The sequence below is a fragment of the Amycolatopsis sp. NPDC114478 genome (assembly GCF_055633805.1).
Genome location: NZ_JBVKDO010000023.1, coordinates 35,378 through 54,680, shown reverse-complemented (window position 1 = coordinate 54,680; position 19,303 = coordinate 35,378). Strand labels below are relative to the sequence as shown.

The window sequence follows — 19,303 nt, the reverse complement described above, 5'->3', positions numbered from 1 at the left end:
AGGAACTCGCGGCTGGAGTGGGCGAAGGGAGCAGGGGCGCAGGGGCAGTCCGCCTGGTCGGCGCGTCGATTGTCGGGGCGTTGTTTTGTGCTGCTTGATTGTGGTATTCGGTCTCGTTGCCGGTAGTTCACGTTCCGGAATGGTGTCGGTAATGTCGCGACGGGGAGTGGCCGTGAATGCGGATCGGCCGCCGATCGAATCCCACTATTGGCGGTACTGACGATCACGGTATGCGCGGCAGCGTATGTGTTCCAGCCGAGCTGAAGCCGCCGGCTGACGGGGGATGGAACGGTTCGGTACGGGGTGTGCGCAATTCCCGGCACCGGCCACACGAAGCTCGAAAGGGTTCGCTCAGATGCAGTCCGAAAGAGATGTCCTCGACCGGCGGACGTGCTCGCGCCCGGTGCCGGCGGCCCGGCTGGACGCGCTCCTCACGGGGCTCGCCCGCCGCTACCGGGTGCCCGGGGCGCAGCTCGCGGTGTGGCAGGGTGACGAAGCCGCCGTGGTGCAGGCCGGCGTCCGCCACCGCGGCCGGGGCGGGGCGATGCTGCCCGCGTCGGCGGTCCCGGTGGGGTCGATCACCAAGCTGGTCACCGCGACGCTCGCGATGGTGCTCGTCGCCGACGACGACCTCGACCTGGACGAGCCCGTGGGCGACGTCCTGGGTGTCTCCGGGCTGCCCGGCGAGCTGACCACCCGGCGGCTGCTGAGCCACACCGGCGGTCTCCCGTCCGACCCGGCCGACGGCGCCGGCTCGGTGCTGAGAGAGGTGCGCGGCGCCGCGCCCGTCTGTCCACCCGGGACGGCGTTCTCGTACTCGAACCTCGGTTACGCGCTGGTCGGCTCGGTGATCGAAGCGGTCACCGGGATGGGCTGGCGCGAGGCGGCCGAGGCGATCGTCCTGCGCTCGCTGAAGATCGACCCGGTCTTCATCGACGACCCGGGTGTCGTGTCCGGGCACGCCGGTGACCACCCGGTCGAGCAGATCCTGCCGCCGATGCTCGACCCCGCCGGCGCGCTCGCGATGAGCGCCGCCGACCTCGTCGCGCTCGGCCGGGTCCACCTCGGCAAGCCGGGCCTGCTGGACGTCGTCACCGCGGCCGACATGCACCGGCGGGTCCCGGTCGCCGAGCCGTTCGGCCTGGCCGACGGCTGGGGACTGGGCATCGCGCACTTCGGCGACGCCGACACCGGCTGGCTCGGGCACGACGGCACCGCCGACGGCACCTCCTGCCACCTGCGGATCGACCAGGCCGGCGCCTGCGTGGTCGCCCTGACCACCAACGGCACCACCGGCGCCGATCTGTGGCACGCCTTGGCCGCCGAGCTGGCCGACCTCGGCATCGACGTCCCGTCCCGCGCCGCCCAGACCGCCGACGCGACGCGCGTGGTCCCGGTGCCGCCGGGCGACTTCGGCACGTACCGCAACGGCGCCATCGACTACGTGATCACGGCCGACCGCCTCGTCGTCGACGGGGAAGTGTTCCCCGAGCTGGTGCTCCACGACGACCGGACGTTCACCGTCCGCGACCCGGCGACCGGCCGGGTCACCCCCTGCGGCCGGTTCCGCGGCGAGCCCGGCGCGTCCGCCGCGGTCGAAATCGGCGGCCGTCTCGCCGGGCGTCGCTGAGCAAGTCCCCCCCTCTCCCTCCCCGCCGGCACCGGCGGGTTCCCCGTCCTGCCCGGAAGGTAGCGAAGACGATGACCGTGCAAGACACGCCGGCCGAAACGGACGGTACGGCGCCGAGAACCGTCGGCCTCGCGGAACTGTTCGCCGCGCGGGCCCTCTCGGCGCCGGACGCCGTCGCCGTGCAAGGCGAAAACATCCGGCTGACCTACGGCGAACTGCACGAACGGGCCGACCGGCTCGCCGCCCACCTCGTGCGGCTCGGGCTGCGGCCGGAGGACCGGGTCGGGTTGCTGCTCGACCGGTCGGCGGAGCTGGTCGTCGCCGAGCTGGCCGTGGTGACGGCCGGGGGCGCGTACGTGCCCCTCGACCGCCGCGCGCCGGACAGCCGGCTGCGCACCCTCCTGGCCGACGCGGCGGTGTCGGTGCTGGTGACCGACGACCTGGACCGGGCCAGAAAGATCCACAATGGACTCACCGTGCCCGCTGCGGACCCGTTGCCGGACGCGGAATTCGTCGTGCCGCCGGCGGACCCGGACCGGCTGGCGTACCTGATGCACACCTCGGGCTCGACCGGGACGCCCAAGGGGGTCGCCGTCCGGCACCGTGACGTCGTGGCGCTCGCCGCGGACCGCCGCTTCGCCGGCGGCGCCCACGAGCGGGTGCTGCTGCACTCGCCGGTCGCCTTCGACGCGTCGACTTACGAGCTGTGGGTGCCGTTGCTGGGCGGCGGCACCGTGGTGGTCGCCCCGCCTGGCGACCTCGACGTCGAGACGCTGCGGACCGTGCTGGCGCGGCACCGCGTGACGGCGCTCTGGCTGACGGCGGGCCTCTTCCGCGTCGTCGCCCAGGAAGCACCGGACTGCTTCCGCGGCGTGCGCGAGGTCTGGACCGGCGGCGACGTCGTCCCGGCCGAGTCCGTGCGGCGCGTGCTGCGGGCGTGCCCGGGCCTGACCGTGGTCGACGGCTACGGCCCGACCGAGACGACCACGTTCGCCACCTCCCACCGGCTCCCGTCGGCGGACCGGGTGCCGGCGGCCGTGCCGATCGGCCGCCCGCTCGACGACGTGCGCGCGTACGTCCTGGACGGCGACCTCACCCCGGTCGCCGACGGCCAACCCGGCGAACTCCACCTGGCCGGCGCCGGACTGGCCCGCGGCTACTGGGCCCGGCCCGGCGCGACGGCGGAGAAGTTCGTCGCCGACCCGGCCGGCGCGCCCGGCGACCGCATGTACCGCACCGGAGACCTGGTGCGCCGCACCGGAACCGGCGAGCTGGAGTTCCTCGGCCGGGTCGACGACCAGGTCAAGGTCCGCGGCTTCCGGGTCGAGCTGGGCGAGATCGAGACCGTGCTCGCCGCGGCCCCGGGCGTCGCCGAGGTCGTCGTGGTGGCCCGCGAGGACCGGCCCGGGGTCAAGCGCCTGGTGGCCTACGTCGTGGGGGAGCCGGGGGACCTCGAAGCGGTGGCGGCCGCGTCGCTGCCCGACTACATGGTGCCGTCGGCGTTCGTCGTGCTCGACGCGCTTCCGTTGAGCAGCAACGGAAAGGTCGACCGCCGGGCCCTGCCCGCGCCGCCCGCCGAGCCCGCCGAAAGCGCCGAGCCACGGACGGACACCGAGCGTGCCGTGGCGGCGGTCCTGGCGGACGTGCTGGGCGTCGCGCGCCTCGGCGTCGACGAAGACTTCTTCGCCCTCGGCGGCGACTCGATCCTGGCGGTCCAAGCGCTTTCGCGCTTGCGCCGGGAGTTCGGCGCCGGGCTGTCGGCGCGGACGCTGTTCGACGCGCCCACCGTGGCCGCGCTGGCGAGCGTCCTCGAGAAAGCGCCGCGAGATGACGCCGCTATCCCGGTCGCGCCGTCGTCGGACGTGCTCCCGCTGTCCCCGGCCCAGCGGCGGTTGTGGTTCCTCGACGAACTGACCGGCGGCAGCGCCGAGTACAACACCGGCGTCGGGCTCCGGCTGTCCGGCCCGCTCGACGTCGACGCGCTGCGCGGGGCGCTGGCGTCGCTCTGCGCGCGGCACGAATCGCTGCGGACGACGTTCGGGGACGGTGTCCAGCTGATCGCGCCCACGGGCGAGATCCCTTTGCGCATCAACGAAGAACCGCCGGACGACGACGTGCTGAAGGCCGAGCTGAGCGAGCCGTTCGACCTGCGGACCGGCCCGCTGACCCGCGCCACGCTGTTCCCGCTCGGCCCCGGCGAGCACCTGCTCCTGCTGTGCCAGCACCACATCGTCACCGACGGCCGCTCGATCGGCGTGCTCACCGAAGAACTCCTCGACTTCTACAGCGGCGTGACCCCGCCGCCGCTGACCCTGGGCTACCGCGACTACACGCACTGGCGGCTCCAGTCCACTTCGGACGACCAGCTCGGCTACTGGCGCGAAACCCTGGCCGGCATCGAACCGCTCGCCCTCCCGACGGACCGGCCCCGCCCGCCGCAGCGCACGACCGACGGCGCGGTGCACCGTCACGATCTCCCGGCCGGCCTGGTCCGCCGGCTCGCCGACGCCGGCCGTCCGCACGGCGCCACGCTCTTCATGACGCTCACCGCCGCGGTGCAGGTGCTCCTGGCCGCCTACGGCGGGCAGCGCGACATCGCCATCGGCACCGCCGTCGCGGGACGCGACCGGGCCGAACTCGAGGCGCTGACCGGCTTCTTCGTCAACACCCTCGTCCTGCGGTCCGTTGTGGACGGTGACCGGCCGTTCGCCGGGTTCCTCGGCGAGTTCCGGGAGACCGTGCTGGCGGCGTTCGCCCACGGCGACGTCCCCTTCGACCGCGTCGTCGAAGAGGCGCAGCCGAATCGCGACCCGTCCCGGACGCCGCTGGTGCAGGCCGTCGTCGTCCTGCAGACCCCGCTGGTGGCTCCCCGCGAGGTGGCCGGCCTGCGGGTGAGCGAGTACGACCTGCCGCGCCCGTCGGCCCGGTTCGACCTGGTCGTCGAGTTCTGGCCGCACGCGGGCGGCCTGCGCGTCACCGTCGAGTACGCCACCGCGCTCTTCGACGCGGCCACGATCGAGCGCCTCACGCGCAGCCTGGAGACGCTGCTGACCGGGATCGCGGCCGACCCCGCGCGCCCGGTGGGCGACCTCCCGCTGCTCACCGACGAAGACCGCCGCTTCCTGCTCCCGGCGCCCACGAAAAGCGCGGAAGGCACCGTCCCGGACCTCTTCGACCGCCGCGCCGACCGTCACCCGGACGCGACGGCCGTGGTCGGCGACGACGAGCTGACCTACCGCGAACTGAAGAACCGCGCCGACCGGCTCTCGCGGCGGCTGGTCCGGCTCGGCGTCCGCCCGGAAGACCGCGTCGGCGTGCTCATGGACCGCTCGGCCGACCAGGTCGTCGCGGTGCTCGCGATCCTCAAGGCCGGCGCCGCCTACCTCCCGCTGGACCTGCGGGCCCCGGCGGACCGGATGCGGCTGGTCCTCGACGGCACCCCGCTGCTGCTCACCGACGAGCGCTGGCAGGACACCGCGGCCGACGTCCACCCGGCTCCCTTCGTCGTCGCGGACGTCGACGAGCCCACGTCGGCGCCGGACCTCGCGCTGGATCCGCACCACCTGGCCTACGTCGAGTACACCTCCGGGTCCACCGGCGTCCCGAAGGGCGTGGCCGTGCGGCACGCGGACGTCGTGGCGCTCGCCGCCGACCCGCGGTTCGCCGGCGGCGCCCACGAGCGGGTGCTGCTGCACTCGCCGCTCGCCTTCGACGCCTCGACCTACGAGCTGTGGGTCCCGCTGCTCACCGGCGGCACCGTCGTGGTCGCGCCACCCGGCGACCTGGACGCCGACGCCCTGCGCCGGCTCACGGCCGAGCACAAGATCACCGCGCTGTGGCTGACCGCCGGGCTCTTCCGGCTCTTCGCCGAAGACGACCCGGCGTGCTTCGCCGGCCTGCGCGAGGTCTGGACCGGCGGCGACGTCGTCCCGCCGGCCGCCGCGCGCCGGGTTCTCGACAGCTGCCCGGGCCTCACGGTCGTCGACGGCTACGGCCCGACCGAGACCACCACGTTCGCCTCGTCGTTCCCGATGCCGTCGGCGGCCGCGGTCCCCGAGACCGTCCCGATCGGCACGCCACTGGCCGGCATGCGGATCTACCTGCTCGACGACCGGCTCCGGCTGGTGCCGCGCGGCGCGCTCGGCGAGGTCTGCATCGTCGGCGCCGGTCTCGCCCGCGGGTACTTCGACCGGCCCGGCGCGACCGCCGAGCGGTTCGTCGCCGACCCGTTCGGGGCCCCGGGCGACCGGATGTACCGCACCGGCGACCGCGGCCGCTGGCGCACCGACGGCACCCTGGAGTTCGCCGGCCGCGCCGACGACCAGGTCAAGATCCGCGGCTTCCGCGTCGAACCCTCCGAGGTCGAACGCGTGCTGGCCGCCCAGCCGGGCGTCGCGCAGGCCGTCGTGGCCGTCCGCGTCACCGGCGCGCGCAAGCAGCTGACCGGGTACGTCGTCCCGGCCGAAAAGTCCACTGTGGACACCGAAGCGTTGAGGCGCGCGGTGGGGCGCACGGTGCCGGACTACATGGTGCCGTCGGCGATCGTCGTCCTGGACGCGTTGCCGCTCAACGCCAACGGCAAGGTCGACCGGCACGCCCTGCCCGAGCCGCGCTTCGAGTCCACCGGGGACCGGACGCCGCGCACCGAGCGGGAAGCGGTCCTCGCCGGGATCTGGGCCGACGTGCTCGGCGTCGACCGCGTCGGCGTCGAGGACAACTTCTTCGCCCTCGGCGGCGATTCGATCCTCAGCATCCAGGTCAGCGCCCGGGCCCGGCGCGCGGGCCTCGCCGTGACCACGGCGGACCTGTTCCGGCACCAGACGATCGCGGCGCTCGCCCCGGTGATCGGGGACGCCGCCGCGAGCCCGGACCGGGGGCCGGTGACCGGCGACGTCGTGCTCACGCCGATCCAGCGCTGGTTCTTCGAGACCGTCGCCGTGCCGTACCGGTTCGACCAGGCGATCGCGGTCGACCTCGCGGACAACGTCGGCGAGGTCGCCCTCGCCACGGCGCTGGCCGCGCTGGCCGAGCACCACGACGCCCTGCGGATGCGGTTCGAGCCCGACGGCGCCGGCTGGCGGCAGCACAACGCTCCCGTCGGCGAGGGGCACTCGATGCTGCGGTGGGCGCTGTCCGGCGAGCCCGGCCGGCGCGTGCTGCACCTGGCCGCGCACCACCTGGTCGTCGACGGCGTGTCGTGGCGGCTGCTGCTCGAAGACCTCGACCGCGCCTATCACCAGGTCACCCGCGGCGAAGCGGTCGACCTCGGCCCGCGGACGACGTCGTTCCGCGACTGGGCCGCCCGCTTGGCCGCCCACGCCGAAGCCGGCGGTTTCGACGACGAACTCGACCACTGGCGGCGCCTGCCCGAGGCGGCCCCGATCCCCGTCGACGGCCACGGCGCGAACACGGTCGGTCGGGCCCGCGAGGTCACCGTCCGGCTCACCGCCGAGGAGACGCGGGCGCTGCTGCGGCAGGTGCCCGAGGTCTACCGGACGCAGGTCAACGACGTGCTGCTGACCGCGCTCGGCCGCGTGCTGGGGGAGTGGACCGGGCACGTACCGGTGATCGACCTCGAAGGCCACGGCCGCGAAGAACTGTTCGACGACGTCGACCTCTCGCGGACGGTCGGCTGGTTCACCAGCATGTTCCCGGTCGCGCTCGACGTCCCGGACGACTGGGGCATCGCGCTGAAAGCGGTCAAGGAGCAGCTGCGGGCGGTGCCGCGCCGAGGGATCGGCTACGGCGCCCTGCGGTACCTGACCGGGACGGCGCCGGTGGTCACGCCGCCCATCAGCTTCAACTACCTCGGCCAGTTCGACCTGCCCGGCGACCTCTACGCCGGCCTGCACCGCGAGCTGACCCTCGACGCCGACCCCAGCGACAGCCGGCCCCACCTCCTGGAGGTCGTCGGCCAGGTCGACGGCGACACCCTCGAGTTCGGCTGGCACTACGCCGAAGGCGTCCACGACGAAGCCACCGTCAAGCGGCTGGCCGACGGGATGCTGGATGCGTTGCGGGCGATCGCCGCGCACTGCGCGGACCCGGCCGCGGGCGGCCGGACGCCGGCCGACTTCCCCCTCGCGGGACTCGACCAGTCCACTCTGGACGAACTGGTCGGCGACGGCCGCGAAGTGGAAGACATCTACCCGCTGACGCCGATGCAGGCGGGCATGGTCTTCCACGACCTGGCCCAGCCCGGCGAACGCGTCTACTTCGAACAGATCTCGTTCACCCTCGACGACGTGCCCGACCCGCGCCGGCTCGGGGAAGCGTTCCAGCGGATCGTCGACCGGACCCCGGTGCTGCGCACCCGGATCGTCTGGGACGGCGTGCCCGAGCCGCTCCAGATCGTCCGGCGCACCGCCGAACTCCCGGTCACCTACGACGTCGACGAAGCCGAGTACCTCGCCGCGGATCTGGCCGAAGGGCTGGACCTGACGAAGGCGCCGCTGGCCCGGCTGGCCGTCGCGAAGGTGTCCGGGACGACCGTGCGCGTGATCTGGACGTTCCACCACGTCCTGCTCGACGGCTGGAGCGTCTTCGGCATCCTCAACGACGTCGTCGCGCTGCTGCGCGAAGAAGAACCGCCTTCGCGGCGGCCGTTCCGCGAGTACGCGGCCTGGCTGGCCGACCAGGACGAGACCCTCGCCGAGACGTACTGGCGTGCGGAACTCGCCGGCGTGACGCCCACCGCGTTGCCCGGCGACCGAGCCTCGGGTCGGGCCCACTCGGCCAGTTCCAGCGCCCGTGTCCCTCTCGAACTCGACGACGCCGGGTCGGCGGCGGTGTACGCCTTCGCCCGCCGCCACCGGCTGACCGTGAACACCCTCGTCCAAGGCGCCTGGGCGGCCCTGCTGTCCCGCTACAGCGGCGAACCCGAAGTCTGCTTCGGCGCGACGGTCTCCGGCCGCCCGGCCGAACTGCCCGGCGCGGACGACATCCCCGGCCTGTTCATCAACACGCTCCCGGTGCGCGTCCGGCTCGACCGGGACCACGGTGTCGCCGCCTGGCTGCGCGAACTCCAGGCCGCGCAGGCGGAATCCCGGCGGTTCGGCCACGTCGGGCTGCCCCGGCTGCAGACGTGGAGCGGCAACGGCGGCAGCCTGTTCGACAGCATCGTCGTGTTCGAGAACTACCCGGTCGACGAAGTCTCCGGGCTCCGGGACGTCCGGGCGGCCGAGCGCACCAACTACCCGCTCGGGCTCGTCGCCTACCCGGGCCGCCGGCTGTCGCTGGTGCTGACCCACGACCCGGCGCTCATCGCCCCGGCCGTCGCCGCGCGGCTCGCCGCCCACCTCGAAGCCCTGGTCCGGGGCATGGTCGCCGCGCCGGACGAACCGGTGACGCGGGTGCCGATGCTGTCCGCCGCCGAGGTCCGGCAGCTGGTCACCGACCGGAACGACACCGCGGTCCCGGTGCCGGCGGTGACCGTGCCCGAGCTGTTCGCGGCCCGCGTCCGCAGCCATCCGGGCGCGGTCGCGCTGGTGACCGACGACCGGAGCGTCACCTACGGCGAGCTCGACGTCCGCGCGAACCGGCTGGCCCACCGGCTGCTCGACCTCGGCGTCCGGCCCGAGGACCGGGTCGCCGTCCTGATGGACCGCTCGCCCGCGCTCGTCGTCGCCGAGCTGGCGATCCTCAAGGCCGGCGGCGCGTACCTGCCCCTGGACCTGCGCGCCCCGGCCGACCGGCTGCGGCTGCTGCTCGCCGAAGCCGGGGCCGACGTCCTGGTCGCCGACGAGACCTGGCTGGCGACCGCCCGCGAAGTCCACAGTGGACCGATCGTGACCGGCGCGGACGATCAGCCGGAGACCGCGCCGGGCGTGGCCCTCGAGCCCGACCAGCTCGCCTACGTCATCTACACGTCCGGGTCGACGGGCAAGCCCAAGGGCGTGGCCGCGCGGCACCGCGACGTCGTCACGCTGGCCGCGGACCGGCGGTTCGCCCCCCACGACCGGGTGCTGCTGCATTCGCCGCAAGCCTTCGACGCCTCGACCTACGAGCTGTGGGTGCCGCTGCTGAACGGCGGCACGGTCGTGCTCGCTCCGCCCGGAGACCTCGACGTCCACACGCTCGGCCGTGCGCTCACCACGCACGGCGTCACCGGCGCGTTCCTCACCACCGGGCTGTTCCGGCTGGTCGCCCAGGAAGCCCCCGAGGTCTTCGCCGGTCTGCGCGAAGTCTGGACCGGCGGCGACGCCGTGCCCGCGGCCGCCCTGCGCCGCGTCCAGGCCGCCTGCCCCGGCCTCCTCGTCGCCGACGTCTACGGCCCGACCGAAACCACCACCTTCGCGACCGTGCACCCGCTGCCCGGCGAAATCCCCGACGTCGTCCCGATCGGGGCGCCGCTGGACAACACGCGCGTCTACGTCCTGGACGGCGACCTGCGGCTGGCCCCGCCGGGCGCGCCCGGCGAGCTGCACATCGCCGGCGCCGGGCTGGCGCGCGGCTACCTCGGCCGGCCCGGCCTGACCGCCGACCGGTTCGTCGCGGACCCGTTCGGACCGCCGGGGGAGCGGATGTACCGCACCGGCGACCTCGTGCGCTGGACCGACGACGGCGCGCTCGAGTTCGTCGGCCGCGTCGACGAGCAGGTGAAGGTCCGCGGGTTCCGCGTCGAGCCGAGCGAGATCGAGGCGGCGCTCGGCGAGCACCCGGACGTCGTGCAGGCCGCGGTGCTGGCCCGCGCGGACGGCGGCGTGAAGCGGCTGGTCGCCTACGTCGTCGGCGAGACCGCCGGGCTGGCGGAGTTCCTCGGCCGGACGCTGCCCGACTACATGGTGCCCGCCGCGTTCGTCCGGCTGGACCGGTTCCCGGTGAACGTCAACGGCAAGCTCGACCGGAACGCGTTGCCCGCGCCCGACTTCGGCGGCCGGGAGCACGTGGCCCCGCGCACCGACCGCGAACGCGTGGTCACCGAAATCTGGGCGGAGGTGCTGGGCGTCGAGCGCGTCGGCGCGACGGACGACTTCTTCTCCCTCGGCGGCGATTCGATCCTCAGCATCCAGGTCGTGTCCCGCGCTCGCCGGGCCGGGCTGGAGCTGTTGCCCGGCGACTTGTTCGCCCACCGCACGCCGGCCGCGCTCGCCGCGGCGGCGCGCACCGCCACCGAGACCGTCGAACGCGGCCCGGTCAGCGGCGCCGTGCCGCTGACGCCGATCCAGCGCTGGTTCTTCGGGACGCAGACCGCCGCACCGGACCACTTCCACCAGTTCGTCCACTTGGGACCGGACGCCGTGGACGGCGGCGCGGCCAGCCAGGCCGTCGACGCCCTGCTGGCGCACCACGACGCCCTCCGGATGCGCTTCACCCACGACGAAAACGGGTGGCACCAGGAGAACGGCCCGGTCGGCGCGGAGACCCCGCTCGTCCGCCTCGACGTCTCCGAACACGATGTCAAGCTCGCCGTGCACCACCTGGTGGTAGACGGAGTGTCCTGGCGAGTGCTCATCGAGGACTTCGAGCGCGCCTACGAACAAGCGCTGGGTGGCGAGCCGATCGACCTCGGCCCGCGCACGACGTCGTTCCGCGAGTGGGCCACCCGCCTGACCGAGCACGCCGAGGCCGGCGGCTTCGACGACGAACTCGCCCACTGGCGCGGCCTGCCCGAGGCGGCGCCGATCCCGGTCGACGGCGAAGGCGACACGACGGTCGCGGGGATGCGGTCGGTGACCGTCCGGCTGCCCGAACCGGAGACGAACGCGCTGCTGCGCGAGGTCCCGCCGGTCTACCGGACGCAGGTCAACGACGTGCTGCTGACCGCGCTCGGCCGGGTGCTGCGCGACTGGACCGGGGCGACGCCCGTCGTCGACCTCGAAGGCCACGGCCGCGAAGACCTGTTCGCCGATGTCGACTTGTCGAGGACGGTCGGCTGGTTCACCAGCGTGTTCCCGGTGGCCCTGGACGTCCCGGACGACTGGGGCGCCGCGCTCAAGGCCGTCAAGGAGCAGCTGCGTGCGGTCCCGCGCCGCGGTCTCGGCTACGGCGCCCTGCGGTACCTGGCCGATGCGGCCCCGGCGATCGACCCGCAGGTCAGCTTCAACTACCTCGGGCAGTTCGGCTCCGGGCGCCTCGAATCCGACGAGAGCCCGCGTTCGGCGCGGGCGCACCTGCTCGACGTCGTCGGCCGCGTCGAAGCCGGCGAACTGGAACTGACCTGGTACTACGCCGAGGGTGTCCACCAAGAGTCCACTGTGGACTCACTGGCCACCGCGATGCTCGACGCCCTGCGCGCGATCGTCCGGCACTGCGCGGAACCCGGCGCGGGCGGCCGGACGCCGGCCGACTTCCCCCTGGCCGCGCTCGATCAGTCCACTCTGGACGAACTGGTCGGCGACGGGCGCGCGGTCGAGGACGTCTACCCGCTGACGCCGATGCAGTCCGGCATGGTCTTCCACGCGCTCTCCCAGCGCGAGGAACGCGTCTACTTCCAGCAGGTCTCCTTCGTGCTCGACGGGGTCCGCGACCCGGCCGCGCTCGACCGCGCGTGGCGGCGGGTCGTCGACCGGACGCCGGTGCTGCGGACGCGGATCGTGTGGGAGGACGTGCCCGAGCCCGTCCAGGTCGTGCAGCGCCACGCCGATGTCCCGATCACCCACCTCGACTGGCGCGGCCACACCGCGGCCGAGCGGGATCGGGCCTGGCAGGACCTCCTCGAAGCCGACCGCGCGCGCGGCCTCGACCTCACCGAGACGCCGTTGCTGCGGCTGGTGCTGGCGCGCCTGTCCGACACCGAAGTCCGCGTGCTGTGGACGTTCCACCACGTCCTGCTCGACGGCTGGAGCGTCTTCGGCGTGCTGTCCGACGTCTTCGCCGCCTACGCCGGTGCTGAGCTGCCCGAGCGGCCGCCGTTCCGCGACTACGTGGCCTGGCTGGCCCGCCAGGACGACTCCGCGGCCGAACGGCATTGGCGAGCGGAACTCGGCGACTTGACGGAACCCGCTCGGCTGCCGTTCGACCGCGTGCCCACGCAGGCCCACACCACCCGGTCTTCGCAGTGGCTGCGCATTCCGCTCGAAAACTCCGAGCGGTTGCGGGACGCGGCCCGTCGCGCCGGGCTCACGGTGAACACCGTCCTGCAGGGCGCGTGGGCGCTGCTGCTGGCCCGCCTCGGCGGCGAGCCGGACGTCTGCTTCGGCACGACGGTCTCCGGCCGCCCGGTCGAGCTGCCCGGCGCCGACGACGTCACCGGCATCTTCATCAACACCCTGCCGGTGCGCGTGACCGTGGCGGGGTCATCGGTGGCGGAGTGGCTGACCGCGTTGCAAGGCCGCCAGGTCGAGTCGCGCCGGTACGGGCACCTGCCGCTGACGAAGCTGCAGGCGTGGAGCGGCAGCACGGGAAGTCTGTTCGACAGCATCGTCGTGTTCGAGAACTACCCGGCCGACACCGCGGCGGCGCACGGCCTGAGCTTGCGGGACGTCGACGCGGCCGAGACGACCAACTACCCGCTCAGCGTCGTCGCCTCGCCGGGGGAGCGGATCACCCTCGACGTCGGCTACGACCCCGACCTGTTCGACACCGCGACGGCCGAGCGGATCGCCCGGCAGCTCACCGGCGTCCTCGACGCCTTCGCCGCGGACTTGAACCGGCCCCTGGCCGAGGTCGACCTGCTCACCGACGCCGAGCGCCACCAGGTGCTGGTCGAGTGGAACGCCACCGCGCACCCGCTGCCCGAGGGCGACCTGGCCGAGCTGTTCGCCGCGCAGGTCGAGCGCACCCCGGACGCCGTCGCGTTGACCGGCGACGGCCTTCGAATGACCTACGCCGAACTGGACGAGGCCGCCGACCGGCTCGCGCGGTACCTGGTGTCGCTCGGCGCCGGGCCCGAACGCCTGGTCGGGGTGCTCATGGACCGCTCGTCCCGGCTGCTCGTCACCGAACTGGCGATCATCAAGGCCGGCGCGGCCTACCTGCCGCTGGACACCCGCGCGCCGGCGGCGCGCCTCAAGACCCTCCTCGCCGGCGTCACCATTCTCGTCGCCGACGAGCCCTGGGCCTGGACCGCCCGGGCGATCCACAATGGACTCGTCGTCGGGCCGGACGACCGGACGGCGGACGTGCCGCTGCCCGCCGCGGACCCGGACAACCTCGCGTACGTGATGTACACGTCCGGCTCGACGGGCACGCCGAAGGGCGTGGCCGTGCGCCGGCGGGACGTCGTGGCGCTGGCCGCCGACCACCGGTTCGGCCCGCACGACCGGGTGCTGCTGCACTCGCCGCACTCGTTCGACGCCTCGACGTACGAATTCTGGGTGCCGCTGCTCAGCGGCGGCACGGTCGTCGTGGCGCCGCCGGGGGACCTCGACGTCGACACCCTCGGCCGGCTGCTCACCACGCACGGCGTGACCGGCGCGTTCCTCACCACCGGGCTGTTCCGGCTGGTCGCGCAGGAGGCCCCGGAGGTGTTCGCGGGCATGCGGGAGGTGTGGACCGGCGGCGACGCGGTGCCGGCCGCGGCCCTGCGCCGGGTCCGGGAAGCCTGCCCGGACACCGTGGTCGCCGACGTCTACGGACCCACCGAAACCACGACCTTCGCGACCGTGTACCCGATGCCCGGAGCGGTCCCGGACGTCGTCCCGATCGGGCGGCCCCTGGACAACATGCGCGCCTACGTCCTCGGCCCGGACCTGCGGCCGGTGCCGCCGGGCGCCCCCGGCGAGCTGTACCTCGCCGGGGAAGGCCTGGCGCGCGGGTACCTCGGCCGGCCCGGCCTGACGGCCGAGCGGTTCGTCGCCGACCCGTTCGGGCCGGCGGGGGAGCGGATGTACCGCACGGGCGATCTCGTGCGCTGGAGCGGCGAGGGCGCGCTCGAGTTCGTCGGCCGCGCCGACGAGCAGGTCAAGGTGCGCGGGTTCCGGATCGAGCCCGGTGAGATCGAGGCCGCGCTGGCCGCGCACCCCGGGATCGCCCAGGCCGCGGTGGTGGCGCGCGAAGACCACGGCGTCAAGCGCCTGGTCGCCTACTTCACCGGCGACGCGGGCGACCTGGCCGAGTTCCTCGGGCAGACGCTGCCGGACTACATGGTCCCGGCCGCGTTCGTCCGGCTCGAGAGCTTCCCCTTGAACGTCAACGGGAAGCTCGACCGGAACGCCCTGCCCGCCCCGGACTTCGCCGCGGCCGGCACCCACCGGGCGCCGTCGACCGAGGCCGAGCGGGCGCTGGCCGCGATCTGGACGGACGTGCTCGGCGTCGAGGACGTCGGCGCCGAGACGAACTTCTTCGAGCTGGGCGGCGACTCGATCCTCAGCATTCAGGTCGTCTCCCGCGCCCGCCGCGCCGGCCTGACCCTGTTGCCGCACGACGTCTTCCGGCACCCGACCCTGGCCGCGCTCGCGGCGCACGCGAGCGTCGACGACGGTCCGCGCGCCGAGCAGGGCCCGGTCACCGGCGAGGCACCGCTCACGCCGATCCAGCGGTGGTACTTCGAGACCCAGCCCGCGCGGTTCGACCAGCGCGTGGTCCTCGAGTTCCCCGAGGACGTCGACGAGCAGGCTCTCCGCCGGGCGCTGGAGACGGTGTGGGCCCACCACGACGCCCTTCGCCTGCGGTTCGAGGGTGAGGTCCAGCACGGCGAGCCGGTGTGGCCCGCCGACCTGCGCACCGACGAGGTCTCGTTCGACCTCACTCGCGGGCCGCTGCTGAACGCCGTCCTCGACGGGCGGCGGCTGCTGCTGGCCGCGCACCACCTCGTCATCGACGGTGTCTCGTGGCGGATCCTCCTGGAGGACTTCCACGCCGCCCACCGCGGTGAAGCCCTCGCGCCGAAGACGACGTCGTTCCTCGCCTGGGCGCGGAAGCTGGCCGAGCACGCCGAGGCCGGCGGCTTCGACGACGAGCTGGACCACTGGCGCGCGCTGCCCGCGGTGCCGCCGCTGCCCGCCGACGGCGAGGGCCCGGCCACCGTCGCCGACAGCCGCGAAGTCACCGTCCGGCTCAGCGCCGACGAGACGCGGGCGCTGCTGCACGACGTCCCCGAGGTCTACCGGACCCAGGTCAACGACGTGCTGCTGACCGCGCTCGGCCGGGTGCTGCGGGACTGGACCGGGCACACCCCCGTCGTCGACCTCGAAGGCCACGGCCGCGAGGAGCTGTTCGACGACGTCGACCTCTCCCGGACGGTCGGCTGGTTCACCACGATGTTCCCGGTCGCGCTGGACGTCCCGGACGACTGGGGCACCGCGCTGAAGGCGGTCAAGGAACAGCTGCGGGCGGTGCCGCGGCGCGGCATCGGCTACGGCGCCCTGCGGTACCTGACCGGCACGGCGCCCGCGATCGACCCGCTGGTCAGCTTCAACTACCTGGGCCGGTTCGACGACGCCGCCGGCGGGCTCGACGCCGACGTCGACCCGGACGCGCCCCGCACCCACGCCCTCGACGTCGTCGGCCGGGTCGTGGGCGGCGAGCTGGAGCTGACCTGGTCGCACATCGCCGGAGTGCACCACCGGAGCACCGTCGGGAACCTGGCCGAGCGGATGCTGACGGCGTTGCGGGAGATCGTCGCGCACTGCGCCGATCCGGGCGCGGGCGGCCGGACCCCGTCGGACTTCCCGCTGGTGTCCTTGAGCCAGTCCACAGTGGACGATCTTGTCGCCCGGGGCGCCGAGGACGTGTACCCGGTGACGCCGATGCAGGGCGGCATGGTCTTCCACGGGCTTTCCCAGGCCTCGCAAGGCTTGTACTTCGAGCAGGCGACGTTCGTGCTCGACGGCGTCACCGACGTCGACCGGCTCGCCGAAGCCTGGCAGCGGGTCGTCGACCGCACGCCGATCCTGCGCACCGCGTTCGTCTGGGCCGGGGTCGCCGAGCCGGTCCAGGTCGTGCACCGCGGAGTCACCCTTCCGGCCCGCCGCCTCGACTGGACCGCGCTCGACGAGCCGAAACGCGCCGAAGCACGGCAACGGCTGCTCGACGAGGACCGCGAGGAAGGCCTCGACCTCGGGACGGCGCCGCTCGCACGGGTCGCGCTGGCCCGGCTCTCGGCCACCGAAGTCCAAGTGCTGTGGACGTTCCACCACGTGCTGCTCGACGGCTGGAGCGTCTTCCAGGTGCTCTCGGACGTCTGCACCGCCTACGCCGGGCAGCCGCTGCCCCCGCGGCCGCCGTTCCGCGAGTACCTCGCCTGGCTGGGCCGCCAGGACCAGGCGGACGCCGAACGCTTCTGGCGCGCCGCGCTCGACGGCGTCGAGGGGCCGACGCCGGTGCCCGCCGACCGGCCGCCGGCCCCGGGGCACGCGCCCTGCTCGGCCGAGTGGCTGCCGGTCAAGCTCGACGAGACCGCCACAGCCCGGCTCGACGCGTTCGTCAAGCGCCACGGCCTCACCCACAACGTCGTGCTGCAGGGCGCCTGGGCGCTGCTGCTGTCGGTCTACAGTGGACGCGACGACGTCGTGTTCGGCGCCACCACCTCCGGCCGCCCGGCCGAGGTGCCCGGCGTGGACGACATCACCGGCATCTTCATCAACACCCTGCCGGTCCGGGCGGCCGTCGACCGCCGCGCCCGCGTCGCCGACTGGCTCGCCGGGCTGCAGGCCGCGCAGGCGGAGGCCCGCGGCCACGGCCACGTGCCGCTCGCCCGGGTGCAGGGCTGGGCCGGGCTGCCGGGCGGGGTCGACCTGTGCGCCAGCCTGGTGGTGTTCGAGAACTACCCGATCACCGGCGCGTCCGCCGGCCACGGGCTGAGCGTGCGCGGCCTGTCCGCGCGGGAGACGACCAACTTCCCGCTCACCGTGGTCGCGTCGCCGGGGGCCGAGCTGTCGGTCGACGTCGGGTACGACCCGGGCCTGTTCGACGCCGCAACGGTGTCGAGGCTGGCCGGGCACCTGCTGACCGTCGTCGGCGAGCTGGCCGCGGACGGCGGCCGGGCCCTCGGCGCGGTCACGATGACCACGTCGGCCGAAGCCCGGCTGCTGGCGCAGTGGTCGGCGACCGGCGACGAGCCCCCGGCCCGGTCGCTGCCGGAGCTGTTCGCCGAGCAGGTCCACGTCCGGCCGGACGCGGTCGCGGCCGTCCTCGACGGCGAGCCGGTCACCTACGCCGAGCTGAACCGGCGGGCCAACCGGCTCGCGAACCGCCTGGCCGGGCTGGGCCTGCGGCCGGAGGAACCGGTCGGGCTCGCCGTCCGCCGCGCCGACGCCGTGGTCGCCGAGCTGGCCGTGGTCAAGGCCGGTGGCGCCTACCTGCCGATCGACACCCGCGCCCCGGCCGAGCGGCAGAAGCTGCTGCTCGACGGTATCCGGTTCGTCGTCTCGGCGGACGAATACCCCCTCGGGCGGACCGTGCTGCTGTCCTCTGTGGACGATGAGTCCGCCGCGGACCCGGAGGTGGCCGTCGATCCGGACCAGGCGGCGTACGTGATGTACACGTCCGGTTCGACCGGCGTGCCGAAGGGCGTCGTGGTGCGCCACCGGGACGTGGCCGCGCTGGCCGCCGATGAGCGGTTCCGCGGTGGCGCGCACGACCGCGTCCTGCTGCACTCGCCGCTGGCCTTCGACGCCACGACGTACGAGCTGTGGGTGCCGCTGCTGGGTGGCGGCCGCGTGGTCGTCGCCCCCGGCGAAGGCGTCGACGCTCCGGCGTTGCGGGAGCTCATCCGCGAGCACGGCCTGACCGCGATGTGGATCACCGCCGGGCTCTTCCGCGTCCTCGCGCAGGAGACGCCGGACTGCTTCGCCGGTCTTCGCGAAGTCTGGACCGGCGGTGACGTCGTCCCGGCCACGTCGGTGCGGCGGGTCCTCGCCGCGTGCCCCGGGCTGCGGGTCGTCGACGGCTACGGCCCGACCGAGACCACGACGTTCGCGACTTCGCACCCGATGGCCGACGTGGTCCCGGACCGGATCTCGATCGGCCGGCCCCTCGACGGGGTGCGCGCCCGGGTCGTGGACACCGACCTGCGCCCGGTGCCGCCGGGCGTCCCCGGCGAACTGTGCCTGGCCGGCGCGGGCCTGGCCCGCGGCTACCGGGACCGGCCCGGCCTCACCGCGGACCGGTTCGTCGCCGATCCCTTCGGCGCGCCGGGGGAGCGGATGTACCGCACCGGCGACCTCGTCCGCTGGACGGCCGAAGGCACCCTCGAATTCCTCGGCCGCCGCGACGACCAGGTGAAGCTTCGCGGGTTTCGCGTCGAACCGGGCGAAGTCGAGGCCGTGCTGGCCCGGCACCCGGACGTGGCGCAGGCCGCGGTCATCGTGCGGGAGGACCAGCCGGGCGCCAAGCAGCTGGTCGCCTACGTCGTGTCCGATGTGGACGAAGCCGCGCTGCGGGAGTTCCTGGCCCGCACACTGCCGGACTACCTCGTGCCGACCGCGTTCGTCACGCTCGACCGGCTGCCGGTCAGCGCCAACGGCAAGGTCGACCGCCGCGCGCTGCCCGCCCCCGCCGCGCCGGAAACCCGGCACGTCGAACCGGAGACCGAAACCGAGCGCGCGCTCGCCGGGATCTGGGCCGAGGTGCTCGGCGTGGACCGGGTCGGCGCCGAAGACAGCTTCTACGCCCTCGGCGGCGACTCCCTGCGGAGCCTGCAGATCGCCGCCCAAGCGAGCGCGCTGTTCGACGTCCGGCTCACCCCGGCCGACGTGCTGACCGCGCGCACGGTCGCCGGGCTGGCCGGAACCGTCGAGGAACTCATCCTGGGCGAGCTGGAAAGCCTCGCCTTCGACCAGGAATCGTGAG

General features: G+C 74.1%; 2 protein-coding genes. Both read left to right on the top strand.

Annotation, left to right across the window (positions count from 1 at the left end; translation table 11 throughout):
• Nucleotides 1-355 precede the first annotated feature (355 nt).
• Nucleotides 356-1,630 (top strand): serine hydrolase domain-containing protein, encoded by a 1,275-nt coding sequence (locus tag ACZ7OH_RS42015; RefSeq protein WP_470286001.1) that lies wholly within the window; start codon nucleotides 356-358, stop codon nucleotides 1,628-1,630.
• A 71-nt stretch (nucleotides 1,631-1,701) separates the two neighbouring features.
• Nucleotides 1,702-19,302: a non-ribosomal peptide synthetase gene (locus ACZ7OH_RS42010; RefSeq protein ID WP_470286000.1), complete on the top strand. Its 17,601-nt coding sequence runs from the start codon at nucleotides 1,702-1,704 to the stop codon at nucleotides 19,300-19,302.
• Nucleotide 19,303 lies beyond the last annotated feature (1 nt).

What these genes read in the sequence shown, in the direction of transcription:
- ACZ7OH_RS42015 (WP_470286001.1), top strand. Translation starts at nt 356, where the DNA reads ATGCAGTCCGAAAGAGATGTCCTCGACCGGCGGACGTGCTCGCGCCCG.
- ACZ7OH_RS42010 (WP_470286000.1), top strand. Translation starts at nt 1,702, where the DNA reads ATGACCGTGCAAGACACGCCGGCCGAAACGGACGGTACGGCGCCGAGA.